General features: G+C 64.0%; 11 protein-coding genes and 1 riboswitch. Of the genes, 10 read left to right on the top strand and 1 reads right to left on the bottom strand.

The window, feature by feature from the left end; all coding sequences use genetic code 11:
- Positions 1 to 158 precede the first annotated feature (158 nt).
- From V3572_RS14760 to metE, 8 genes are all read left to right on the top strand, one after another.
- Entirely contained in the window at positions 159 to 839 is a 681-nt protein-coding gene (locus V3572_RS14760; RefSeq protein ID WP_332111783.1) for a hypothetical protein, read from the top strand.
- A 402-nt stretch (positions 840 to 1,241) separates the two neighbouring features.
- Positions 1,242 to 1,532 carry a 4Fe-4S binding protein gene (locus V3572_RS14755; RefSeq protein ID WP_332111782.1) on the top strand — a complete coding sequence of 97 codons (291 nt, stop codon included), beginning with the start codon at positions 1,242 to 1,244 and terminating at the stop codon, positions 1,530 to 1,532.
- Positions 1,532 to 2,707, top strand: coding sequence for a pyruvate ferredoxin oxidoreductase (gene porA / locus V3572_RS14750; RefSeq protein ID WP_332111781.1), 1,176 nt, complete (start codon positions 1,532 to 1,534; stop codon positions 2,705 to 2,707). Before V3572_RS14755 ends, porA begins: the two co-directional genes overlap by 1 nt.
- On the top strand, positions 2,697 to 3,677 hold the full coding sequence (gene porB, locus V3572_RS14745; RefSeq protein WP_332111780.1) for a pyruvate synthase subunit PorB: 981 nt from the start codon (positions 2,697 to 2,699) through the stop codon (positions 3,675 to 3,677). The genes porA and porB overlap by 11 nt, the downstream gene beginning before the upstream one ends.
- Positions 3,678 to 3,889: 212 nt before the next feature.
- Complete coding sequence (locus V3572_RS14740; RefSeq protein WP_332111779.1) at positions 3,890 to 5,578, top strand: hypothetical protein; 1,689 nt, start codon at positions 3,890 to 3,892, stop codon at positions 5,576 to 5,578.
- Between the two features lie 223 nt (positions 5,579 to 5,801).
- Positions 5,802 to 6,245, top strand: coding sequence for a flavodoxin (locus tag V3572_RS14735; RefSeq protein WP_332111778.1), 444 nt, complete (start codon positions 5,802 to 5,804; stop codon positions 6,243 to 6,245).
- A 330-nt stretch (positions 6,246 to 6,575) separates the two neighbouring features.
- On the top strand, positions 6,576 to 7,877 hold the full coding sequence (locus V3572_RS14730) for a (Fe-S)-binding protein (protein ID WP_442877388.1): 1,302 nt from the start codon (positions 6,576 to 6,578) through the stop codon (positions 7,875 to 7,877).
- A 175-nt stretch (positions 7,878 to 8,052) separates the two neighbouring features.
- Positions 8,053 to 8,258, top strand: a riboswitch (cobalamin riboswitch).
- Between the two features lie 149 nt (positions 8,259 to 8,407).
- Positions 8,408 to 10,687, top strand: a complete 2,280-nt coding sequence (metE, locus tag V3572_RS14725) for a 5-methyltetrahydropteroyltriglutamate--homocysteine S-methyltransferase (protein ID WP_332111777.1) — start codon at positions 8,408 to 8,410, stop codon at positions 10,685 to 10,687.
- 71 nt (positions 10,688 to 10,758) lie between these two features.
- Here metE and V3572_RS14720 read toward each other — a convergent pair whose 3' ends face one another.
- The gene (locus V3572_RS14720; protein WP_332111776.1) at positions 10,759 to 11,220 is read right to left on the bottom strand and encodes a CBS domain-containing protein; all 462 of its coding nucleotides are present in this window, start codon (positions 11,218 to 11,220) and stop codon (positions 10,759 to 10,761) included.
- A gap of 257 nt (positions 11,221 to 11,477) precedes the next feature.
- Between V3572_RS14720 and V3572_RS14715 the strand changes: the two genes are divergently transcribed.
- Positions 11,478 to 11,864 carry a cupin domain-containing protein gene (locus V3572_RS14715; protein WP_332111775.1) on the top strand — a complete coding sequence of 129 codons (387 nt, stop codon included), beginning with the start codon at positions 11,478 to 11,480 and terminating at the stop codon, positions 11,862 to 11,864.
- A gap of 162 nt (positions 11,865 to 12,026) precedes the next feature.
- A partial coding sequence (locus V3572_RS14710; protein WP_332111774.1) for an AraC family ligand binding domain-containing protein occupies positions 12,027 to 12,306 on the top strand: 280 nt, incomplete at its 3' end.

The raw sequence follows: 12,306 nt of genomic DNA, 5'->3' as shown, positions 1-12,306 counted from the left end.
CACGCTACTCCGCTTTTTCTCAGACCATGGAAACTGCGCCGTCGCGACGGACGGCGGGGGCCGACGTGTCGCCACGCGGGGCGAAGCCGATAAAAATTTTGGGAGGGGAGGGTGCCCCTCCCTGGCCGCCGGAGGCAACCCGAACAAGGGGACGCACCATGGATGATCTCACGGAGCTTATGGAGTCGCGCCGGGGGCTTTTGCGGCGGCTGGACCGGTTGTCGGGCGTGGCGGCGTCCCGGGCGAGGGAATTTTTGGAGGTCGGCGAGGCGCAACGCGGGGTGGAGGCGTTTTTGGGCCTGGCCCCGGGCGCGGCCTCGCGGCTGGAGGTCTTGACGGGGGAGCTTTTCGGGGAGGTGATGGACGACATCGAGGTGAACCTGACGCACGCCGTGCGCGAGATACTGGCCCAGGATCGGGAGGTGAAGGCCCGGCGGGAGGTGAAGGGGAACCGGTTGTCGATCCATTTCGAGATGATCAACCAGGGCGGGCCCGAGGACATCCTGTCCGGGCAGGGGGGCTCGGTGTGCAACATCATGTCCGTGGGACTCCGGCTTCTGGCCTTGTCACAGCTTGACCCCGGGCGGCACCGGCCGTTTCTGGTCTTGGACGAGCAGGACTGCTGGCTTCGACCGGACCTGATCCCCCGTTTCGCCAAGCTGATCCGCAAGATCGGCGACCGGCTGGGGTTTCAGGTGCTTTACATCAGCCACCACCCGGTGGACCATTTCATGGGCGAGGCGGCCAAGGTGTTTTTGTTGCGGCAAAGCCGCGAGACAGGGGTGGCGGTGGATGTGTTGTTGGATCGGACGGCGGATGCGGCCGGGCGAGAGGTATAGGAACGCGACATGGAGCTCCATGCAACTTTTTTCACAAGAAGATACAGGGGTGAGGAGTTCCTTGAAATCCGCATAAATGTATGTTGCAGGGGGTCATGAAGGTGTCGAATGCGGCGGGGGGGTATTTTTTTGCAAAAGAGCGGATGCCCTCTTGATTTTTTCCGGTCACTTTGTTGATATCGATACCGCTGGCATGACCCGAGTGGTCGGCCCGTGGCGTCCCGGGGGGGAGACGGCCTCGGATCGGGCCGGGCAGACCGCGCCGGGAACCATTGTCGTCGGCCGTGTGCCCTCGTAGTTTCGCTACGTACCGACATTCCACGAGATGTGAATCGGTCCATGGGCCGCACCGTTGGCAGGAGGCGGTCCAGGGATTTTTTTCCGAATGAACAGGAGGAGTGTATGTCCAAGCAAGCGATCATGGCCTGGGAGGACTTGGCGCTGGGCGCGGCTATTTTGAAGCCGGGCAATGCCAAGGAACTCAGGACCGGGGACTGGCGGAGTCTTAGGCCCACAGTGGATGAGGAAAAGTGCATCAAGTGCGCGCTGTGCGCCATGTACTGTCCCGAGTTTTGCATCAGCGTAAATGCTGAGGGCTTTTACCACCCGGATTTCTATTTTTGCAAGGGATGCGGTGTCTGCGCCAATGAATGTCCCAAGGAAGCCATCACGATGGGTAAGGAGGGCGAGTAATGGGCAAGCGCGTCGGACTTGAAGTGTCCCTGGCCGTGGCCGAAGCGGTGAAACTTGCCAATGTGGATGTCGTATCCGCCTATCCGATCACTCCTCAGACGCATATAGTGGAAGAGCTTTCCGTATACGTAGCCAACGGCGAACTGGACGCGGAGTTCATCCCCGTGGAGTCCGAGCATTCGGCCATGAGCGCGGCCCTGGGCGCGGTCGCCGCCGGGGCCCGGGTGTATACCGCCACGGCCTCACAGGGCCTGGCGCTCATGCATGAGATCCTGTTCATCGTCTCGGGCATGCGCATGCCCATGGTCATGACCGTGGCCAACCGGGCCTTGTCCGCGCCCATCAGCATCTGGAACGACCACGGCGACATCATGGCCGAACGCGACATCGGCTGGGTGCAGATCTTTGCGGAAAACGGCCAGGAGGCCCTGGACCTGACCTTGTGCGCCTTCAAGATCGCCGAGGACAAACGGGTCTTGCTGCCGATGATCGTCAACATCGACGGCTTCACCTTAAGCCACGTCATCGAGCCGGTGATCATCCCGGACCATGCCGAGGTGGACGCCTTTTTGCCGCCGTATACGCCGATGCTCAAGCTGGACACGGATAATCCCGTGACCTTTGGGCCGGTGGGCGTGCCTGAAATGTACACCGAGGCCCGCAAGCAGCTGGAGCAGGCCATCATCGGGTCGAAACCCGTGGTGGAAGAGGTGTTGGCCGGATTCGGCGCGGCCTTCGACCGCCACTACAAGCTGGTGGAGCAAAACGGCAAGCCCGGGGCCAAGACCCGGTTCGTGACCATGGGGTCTTTGGGCGAGACGTGCATGACGGCGGTGGACGAGCTTGTGGCCGAGGGCCAGGATGCGGGACAGACGCGCATCCGGCTGTGGCGGCCGTTCCCGGAGGAGGAGTTCCTGGCGGCCTGCGCCGGGGCCGAGAGGCTGGTGGTCATCGACCGGGCCCTGTCGCCCGGCGCGGTGTGTGGGCCGGTGGCCTCGGAGCTCAAAAGCCTTTTCTACGGACGCCCGGACGCTCCCGAGATCATAAACCTCGTCGCGGGCCTGGGCGGACGCGACGTGACCGTCCGGGAATTCAAGGAAATGTTCGCCATGGCCGTTTCCGGAAAGCTTTCCGGCAACTATATGATGTGGGGGGTGGAAAGCCATGCTTCGTGACGTCGACTTAAGCGGCTATGAGAAAATCACCGCCAAGAATATTCCCTGGGAGAAGTTCATCACCTCCGGGCACAGGGCCTGCCAGGGCTGCGCCGAGGTGCTGGCCATGGGCATGGTGATGAAGGCGGCCGGTCCCGAGACCATCGTGTGCAACGCCACGGGCTGCATGGAGATCATCACCTCGCCCTTTCCCCAGTCGGCCTGGTCGGTGCCCTGGCTACACGTGGCCTTTGAAAACGTGGCGGCCGTGGCCTCGGGCGTGGAGTCGGCCAACCGGGCGCTTATGCGCAAGGGCAAGCTGAAAAAGCGGCCCAAGGTCATCGCCTTTGCGGGCGACGGCGGCACGGCGGACATCGGGATGCAGGCCTTGTCCGGGGCGCTGGAGCGCGGCCACGACTTCGTCTACGTGTGCCTGGACAACGAGGCCTACATGAATACCGGCATCCAGCGGTCGAGCTCCACGCCGTATGGGGCCATGACCACCACCTCGCCTCCGGGACGCAAAAGCATCGGCCAGCACACCTGGAAAAAGAACATGGCCATGATCGCCGCGGCCCATGAGATTCCGTACGTGGCCACGGCCAGCCCGGCCTACCATCTGGACCTGATGAACAAGGTGCGCAAGGCCCTGACCGTGGAAGGCCCGGCGTACCTGCACATCTTCGCCACCTGCCCCACGGGCTGGCGCAGCGACCCGGCCAAGAGCGTGGAGCTGTGCCGCCTGGCGGTGCAAAGCAAGGTGTTCCCGCTCTATGAAGTGGTCGGCGGCCGCTACATCATCACCCAGAAGGTGAAAAAGCCCAAACCGGTGACTGACTATTTCAAGTTGCAGCGGCGCTTCCGGCACCTGACGCCGGATTCGGTGGAATACATCCAACAGCGCGTGGAAGAGGAATATGCCCGCCTGGAGGCCTTCGAGAAGGCCACCGCGCCTCTGGAAGAGGTGGTCGAGCCGCCCAAGGAGTCGTAGGCGCGCAGGCAGCGCGTGAGCGAACGACGATAGGAAAGGCGGGCCGTGAGGCCCGCCTTTTTTGTCGCGCACCCGGCTTTTGATGCAGAGAATATGCGTTTTTGGCTAAAGTTCCCTCCATCTCCTCCGATATATACCCCTATGGGCGGGGGCGAATCCCGCCTCGCGGCGGCACGTTTTCCCGCTTCACGTCGCATAAGGGGAGTTTCAGCATGGCGTTCGAGCTTTCCACCTCATCCCGCGTTTCAAGCAGCCTTGGCCTGGACATCCTGGACAGCACGCAAAATACCTCCGCCTCCCAGAAGACCGGATCGAGCAAGACCTCCGTCGCCACCGGCGCCTCCGGCGCGGACACGGTGAGCATCTCCGAGCAGGCCTACACCAAACAGCGCCAGGCCGCGTATGCCGCCTGGATGGCGACCCGCGACGCCGCACAAACCCAGACCCAGGCCGCCACGAACGCCTGGGAAACCAACTTCGGCCTGAAAAGCGGCTCCACTACCCTGAAAAACGGCAACACCCAGGTCACGACCATCGACGGCGCGAAGATGGAGCGTCTCGAATATAAAAACGGCGTGCTGGTCAAGAAGGAGACCGGCGCCATCACCGGCGACCGGGCCGTGTGGGATACGCAGCAGTACGACATAAACGGCGCGGTCACCCAGAAGGCCCATGCCGAATTGACCGGCCTGGGCGGCACGGACGCCGAGACCATGGCCTCCTTGCGCCGGGACGTGCAATGGTACGAAAACGGCAAGGTCGTGCGGGAACTGCATGACGGCATGTCCGTCCAGGCCTCCTCCGTCAGCCCCGAGCTCGTCAGCGGCGGCGAACTGGACGAAGCCATAACCCTGGAGGACATGGCCGGAACCCTGACCCGGGACTACGTGGCCAGCGACTACCAGGCCGACATCGTGGAATACGCGGACGGCAAGGTGTCCCAGACCGCCTCCATCCACAACCGCCTGGAGGCCGAAAATGCGACCAACCGGACAAGCTCGGCCAGAAACGGCCTGGCGGCCTGGTCCACCGGAGAACTGACCAACTCCAACGCCCTGACCGTACAGTTCACCCGCTATGACGCCGACGGCGACGTGCTCGTCCAGGCCAACCTCACGGATCAGGTGCAGCGGGGGAAGGACCTGACCCAGACCGTGGCCGTGTCCTGGTATGACCAGGGCGAACTGGTGCGCCAGCAGGAGGGAACTCTGACCATGGAGCCGGGCGAGGGACAGAGCCTGCCGGAGCGGCCGGGCATCCTGGAAACCTTCGGCATCGCCCGGGAGACCTTCAGCGGCGGCACGCCGCTTTCGGCCGACGGCCTTCTTGCCGCCAGCCGCGAGGAGAACGCCGGGGCGGTCGATGCCTTCGTAAGCGGCCTGGATTCGGACATGGCTGCCGGGGGCTTCAGTCTGGCTGAGAATCTGGCGGAGTACCGGGACATGGACAATCCGTACAGCATAAGCTTCACCAGCCGGACCTACCGGGATGGGGAGCTTGCGGCCGTGTCCACGGATACCGAAGAGGTGCGCGAAAACCGCATGCCCCGCGAAACGCGGTTTGAAACCGGCAAGGGGCTGACCGAGGATGACATCCCGGCCATGCTGCGCTCGGCGAGCCATGAGGAATCGGCCTATGAAAACGGCGAGCTCACGGCCCACGGCGAGCTGACGATGCGCGAGTTCGTGCAAAAAGACGACAGGGGCGTTTTTGGCCTGAATACGCATTTTGCGGGCGCGGCCGGGATCGGCCTGGACCGGGAGTCCCTGTCCGGAATCCGGCAGGGCTCCTTGGAGGATCTGGACAGCGAGGCCAACGCGGCCTCCACGGCCATGGGGCAGGCGGCGGACATGGCCGTGGACGACACCCGGGCGCTGTTTCAGGGGCTGGGCGGGGTCTGATCCCTCGGGAGCCCGGCCTGCCCCGTGGGCTTCGCAGGCCGTCGCGGGCCAGCGGTCGCTTGCGGCGGCGTTCGCCCCCGGCCGGGGGAGCGGTGTCTTGGCGGTCGGTCTGACCCTCCTTTAATATGATATTGACAATCAAACTCAGTATCGATATATTCGCTGCATGAGGGGCGGCGGCCGGAGGCGACCCCGCCCGAAACATCAGCGCAGGGAGTGTGTCATGGCCAAGGCGCTTGTGGTTTTCGGCTCCACGACGGGCAATACCGAATCCGTGGCGGCCTATGTCGCCAAAACCCTTGAGGGCGAAGGCATGTCCGTGGACGTGAAAAACGTGTCCGGCGTGCAGGCGGCCGGGTTGGCCGACGGCTACGATCTGGTTGTCTTCGGCAGTTCCACCTGGGGGGACGACGACATCGAGTTGCAGGAGGATTTCCAGCCCTTTTTCGAGGAACTGGACAAGGCCAACCTGTCGGGGAAAAAGGTGGCGGTGTTCGGCTGCGGCGACTCCAGCTACACCCATTTCTGCGGGGCCGTGGACGCCATCGAGGAGAAGGTGGGGCAGCTTGGGGCCGATGTGGTGGCGGCGTCGCTCAAGATCGACGGCAGCCCGGAAAAGGACGAGGCCGTGGCCTGGGCCAAGGACGTTTTCAAAAACGCGGCATAAGGCTGCGACCATGGCTGCGTTGCGGGATTGCGCGTTCGCAGTGATGAGACAACGCAAGGCGGATCGAAGGGTCCGCCTTTTTTCATGGGAAAGGGCGCCGGGAAAGGCGTTTTTCGCGCAGGCGGCCGGTGGCCCGGAATGTTTTGGATTTATCATTGACATAGTGGATACGTCTCATTAATTTTTCAGATGGGTCGAAAAGAATTCCTCCGTTCAGCCCGTTCAGAAGAAAACGTCGAGTGTTTTCCGTCGTCGCCTGCTTCTCCCCGTATTCCGGCTGGGGGGGCGGACAATGGAAAAGGCGCAGAACCACATACCAGGGAGAGGGTCATGAGCGAACCGGCGATCCATCTCGAAGGCAAGCGGAAAGGGTCATTGATCGGCGACATGGCCGCGTTGCTGCCGCAAGGGGGCAACTTGAGCATGTGCCTCACCTGCGGCGTGTGTACGAGCGGGTGTCCGGGCACGGGCATGGAGGGCATGGACCCGCGCCGACTGCTGCGCATGGCCGTGATGGGGCTGGACGAGGAACTCAGAGCCACGCCCTGGGTCTGGATGTGCACCATGTGTTTTCGCTGCATGCACGCCTGTCCCATGCAGGTGAACATTCCCATGCTGGTGTACGAGTTGCGGGCCGGCTGGCCCCGTGATCGGAAGCCCAAAGGGATCATCGGTTCCTGCGACCAGGGATTGCGTACCCAGGGCGCGAGTGCGGTAGGCATTTCCACCGAGGATTTTCATTTCGTCGTCGAGGATGTCTTGGAGGAGGTCCGCGAGTCGCAACCCCGCTTCAAGGATCTGAAAGCTCCCATCGACAAGCAGGGGGCGTTTTTTTTCGTCAACCAGAATTCCCGGGAGCCGGTCAAGGAGCCTGAGGAAATGGTTCCCCTCTGGAAGATACTGCATCTGGCCGGAGCGGATTGGACCTACGGCACGACTGGCTGGGGGGCTGAGAATTATTGCATGTTCGCGGCGGAGGACGATCATTGGCGCGCGGTGCTGGAAAAACAGGTGGAGGGAGTGAAGAAACTGGGCTGCGCATCATGGATAAATATCGAATGCGGCCATTCGTTTTATTCCATCTGGGCCGGACTGAAGCGATTCAACATCGACAGCGGCGTCGAGTTCGACCATATCGTGAACTGGTACGCCCGCTGGATTCGTGAGGGGAAGTTGCGTCCTAACCCGGACTGGAACAAGGATCTCAGGTTACGTTTTACGGTTCAGGATCCATGCATGGCTGTCAGGAAGTCCATGGGCGACGCATTCGCCGATGAACTGCGATTTGTCGTCAAGGCCTGCGTTGGCGAGGAAAATTTTGTGGATATGTTTCCAAACAAATCCAATAATTATTGTTGCGGCGGCGGAGGCGGATTTCTGCAGTCAGGATATAAGGAAGCGCGGTTGAATTACGGCAGGGTCAAGGCCGGGCAGATTCTGGCGACGAAGGCGGATTACGTCATCACCCCCTGTCACAACTGCCATGCGCAAATCGAGGAACTTTCCGAGCACTATCACGGCGGATGGCGCACCGTGCACCTGTGGACCATGCTGTGCCTGAGTCTGGGCGTGCTTGGCGAAAACGAGCGCAGCTATCTCGGCCCGGAACTGGCCGAGGTGGCGTTGCCCTGAAGGGGCGGGATTTCGCCGGGAGGCCTGGACCCGGGCGGGTCAGGCTTCAGCCATCGGAGAGTGACCGGGGTGCGGCCACGGATGCGGCCGCCGCGCTGCGATGTGAAATCGGACAAGGCGGGCCGCAGGGTCCGCCTTGCGTTTGGGGTGGCCCCGCCCGTCGCCCGCGCCGTTTTGACTTTCCCGCCGGGTCCGGCTATTTCTATCCTCTGACTTGGACAGGAAACGGAAGACGGTGAAACTCCGTCGCGGACGCGCCGCTGTAACCGGCATGATCCCCGCCCGGGCCACTGTTTCGTTTTAGAAACGGGAAGGACCGGGCACGCATCGCACGATGCGGGGGCCGGAAGCCAGAAGACGTCCTGTCCCAGGAGCAGGGCTGTCTCGCGAAACAGACAGGCGTGTGAAGAAAGCATGTCCCAGGCCCCTTCCCGGGGGCGTCGCCCATCGTGCTTTTTCTCAGCGCATGTTCTCGCCTGGGTTGTCCTCGCTCCCTTTCACGAAACCCCTTCTGAAAGGAGCAACGCGCAATGCAAACGCATGTCCTTGGTTTTCCCCGCATGGGGGCCTCCCGTGAACTCAAGTTCGCCCTGGAACGACACTGGCGCGGCGAACTGTCCGCTCAGGGACTGGCCGATATCGGCCGGGAACTGACCGTCCGGCATTGGGAAATCCAGCGCGAGGCCGGATTGTCCCTGGTGGCCGTGGGGGATTTTTCTTTTTACGACCATGTGCTGGACACGGCCGTCATGCTCGGGCTTGTGCCCGGGCGGTTCGCGGACGAGCCCCGTTCCCTTTTCCCGGAGACGTATTTCGCCATGGCCCGGGGCGACGCCGCAAAGAACCTGCCGCCCCTGGACATGACCAAGTGGTTCGACACCAACTACCACTACCTCGCGCCCGAGATCACCCCGGGCATGACCCCGCGCCTTGCCCGGCAGGCCGTGATCGACGACGCCCGGCTGGCCGTGTCCCTGGGGCATCGGCCCAAGGCCGTGCTCCTGGGGCCGTTGACCTTTTTGTCCCTGTGCCGGGAGGAGGACGGGGCGGATCGCTTTGAGTCGCTCCCCGGGATCATGGCCGTCTACCGCGAGATCCTGCAGCAATTAGCCCCCCTGTGCCCGGTCATCCAGATCGACGAGCCCATCCTTTGCACGGACATGTCCACGGCGGCCAAGGCCTATTTCAAACCCGCCTGCGCCATGCTGCGCGCCGCCTCTGAGGGTTCGAGGCTCCTTTTGGCCACGTATTTCGGCGGGCTGGGGGACAACCTGGACCTGGCCCTGGAGTCGGGCTTCGACATCCTGCACCTGGACGCCACCCGGGCCGGGCATGAGCTCCCCGTTGTCGCCGAACGGCTCCCCGGGGGCATGTCCCTGTCCCTGGGGCTGGTCTCCGGCCGCAACATCTGGAAGACGGACCTGGCCCGGGCCGTGGCGACCGCCCGGGACGTGGCCCGGAAACTGGGGGAGGACCGGCTGCTCATCGGCACGGGCTGCTCGCTTCTGCACTGCCCCGTGGACCTGGAGCGGGAAAGCTTGCTTGCCCCGGGCGTGCGCCGGACCATGGCCTTTGCCGTGCAGAAATGCCGCGAGGCGGCGGTCATCGCCGAGGCGGCCGAGGGTTGGGACCATGCCGAGATCCTGGCCAGAAACGCCGCCGATCTGGCGGCCGGACGCGACAATCCCCTGGCCTGCGACCCTGCCGTGCGCCGTCGCCTGGAGGGCGTGGCCCCGGCCATGCTCTCGCGCAAAAGCCCCTTCGCCGAGCGCAAAAAGGCCCAGCAGGAACGCCTGGACTTGCCCCTTTTGCCCACCACCACCATCGGCTCCTTCCCGCAGACCGCCGCCATCCGGGCCGCCCGGCTGGCCCTGCGGCGCGGGGAGACGGATCAGGCGGGCTACCGGGCGGCCATGCAGGCGGCCATTGCCGACGCCGTGGCCCGGCAGGAGGCGCTGGGCCTGGACGTCCTGGTCCACGGCGAGCCCGAGCGCAACGACATGGTGGAATACTTCGGGCAGATGTTGGCGGGATTTTGCTTCACGGAAAACGGCTGGGTGCAGAGCTACGGCAGCCGGTGCGTGAAGCCGCCGGTCATCTTCGGCGACGTGTCCCGGCCGCGCCCCATGACCGTGGACTGGATCGCCCATGCCCGGTCCCTGACGCGAAGGCCGGTCAAGGGCATGCTGACGGGGCCGGTGACCATCCTCAACTGGAGCTTCGTGCGCGAGGACATCCCCCGGCCCGAGGTCTGCCGTCAGATCGCCCTGGCCGTGCGCGACGAGGTGGCCGACCTGGAGCGGGCCGGGACGCCGATCATCCAGATCGACGAGGCCGCCTTCCGGGAGGGGCTGCCCCTTGCCCGGGCGGACCAGGAGGCCTACCTGATCTGGGCCGTGGAGTGCTTCCGGCTGACGGCCTCGGGGGTGTCCGACGCTACGCAGATCCACACCCACATGTGCTACAGCGAGTTCGGGACCATCATCCGCTGGATCGCGGCCATGGACGCGGACGTCATCAGCATCGAGTGCAGCCGCAGCAAGATGGAGCTTTTGTCGGTGTTCGGGGAGTTCGAATACCCAAACGACATCGGCCCCGGCGTCTACGACATCCATAGCCCCCGGGTGCCGACGGTTGCGGAGATGGCGGGGCTTGTGCGCAAGGCCGCAGCCGTGATCCCGGCTGAGCGGTTGTGGGTCAATCCGGACTGCGGCTTAAAAACCCGGGACTGGCCCGAAACCATGGCGTCGCTGAAAAATATGGTGGCGGCGGCCCGGCTGGTCCGGGAGGAGATTGCGGGCGCGAGCTAGCGCCGGGTGGAAGAGGAAAATGATAAGGCGGGCCGCAGGGTCCGCCTTTTTTCGAGCCGCGTGCGGCGAAGCTACAAATTCTGCACCAAAAACCCCAGTATCATCCGCCGCGACAGCTCCCCCACCAAAATGCCCGCGTCGTCCAGGACCGGCACGGCATTGGCCCGCTGCTCCATGATCAGCCCGTGCGCCGTGACGAACAGATCGTCGGCCAGGGCCGTGGGGAACTGCGTATCCATGATGCTGCCCACCTCCGTGTCCGCAATGGCCGCCATGTTGCGCCGAAGCGCCCGCAAAAGCGCATCGCGGCCCTGAATCCGCCCCGCCAGGCTGTCCTCGGCGACCGGTGCAGGCACCAGCATGAACAGGAAATCGAAAATGGTCACCACGCCCAAAAGCCCGCCGCGATCATCCACCACATAGGTGTTGCGGGAGGTGTCGGTCAGGCCGTTGTACCAGATGAGCACATGCCCGATATGGGCCTCGGGGCGCACCTTGATGATGTTTTTGCGCATCAGATCGGAAACTTTCATGACGGATCGCCGGGTGGTTGACGGTGGAAAGGCCTGTGCCCCGGCCGGGACATTCCCGACGGGCGTGATCTGCAAAACGTCTCTTTTGACGGGATGATACAGGGAATCGCCGGTATTTTGAAGGCGTTTTCCGGGGAATTGTTATTTTTCTCACGAAGTATGCCCTGGCCGGGCTTCGAAAAGAGCAGGATCGTTCAAGACCGGCCCCCTGGTTTGGGGCAGGATCCCCAAAACACGGACGTGAGGAGGAAGCGGCCATGAACGAGAATGGAAGCGGTTTCGACGAGGGGTGCTGCGTGTTGCCGGGCGGGACGATCCGCTTTGCCGATATCCCGGAAAAGCCCCACCCGGCCTTTGCCGGGGTGTTTTTGCGCTGTCTGGTCCCGGGACGCGAAACCGGGGGCACGCTGAGCGTCCACCTGGTCCGGGTGGCGCCGGGATGCCGCCTTGACGCCCATGTCCACGAGGGGCAATGGGAGGTGCATAAGGTGGCGGCCGGAAGCGGCGTGGCCGTCATCGACGGCCGGGAGGCGGCGTATCGGCCCGGGGTGACGGCGGTCATCCCCAAGGGGGCCCGGCATGAGGTCCGGGCCGGGGACCAGGGCCTGGTGCTGTATGCGGAGTTCGTCCCGGCCCTGGTGTAGCGGGCCGGAATGCCTGCGGCGTCCCTGCGATCACCCGGGGCATCCGGTACGGGCGTGACCGGGCCGGGACCAGCCCGGATCTTTTGGGATGGCACAGGGCGCAGGCCCGCCTGCCGCCGCAGGCATGGTCCCGGCGCTATGGCGCCCTTCGAGGTGAAAAACATGGACGACGGCGCGATGGTGCGCTTCGGGCGCGAGCCCTATAGCGGCGGCGACGTGCGCACGGTGGCGGCCGTGGGCGTGCCCCCGGATTTTTCCCGGCACGCCCACGCCAGTTGGATCATCGGGCTTGCGGAACGCGGGCGTCGGCGCATGTCGCTTCCCGGCGGGGAGTTCGACGTGCCCCAGGGCGGCCTCTACATCATCCCCCCGGACACCCCCCACGCCCAGTTCCTTTTGAATGTATGGAGTTTCAATGTCCCGAATCCTCGCTTCACGATCC

Origin of the sequence: Desulfolutivibrio sp. (genome assembly GCF_036584575.1) — a bacterium.
GTDB lineage: Bacteria > Desulfobacterota > Desulfovibrionia > Desulfovibrionales > Desulfovibrionaceae > Desulfolutivibrio.
The sequence above is the reverse complement of the archived record's forward strand: the minus strand, read 5'-3'. Positions and strand labels throughout refer to the sequence as shown.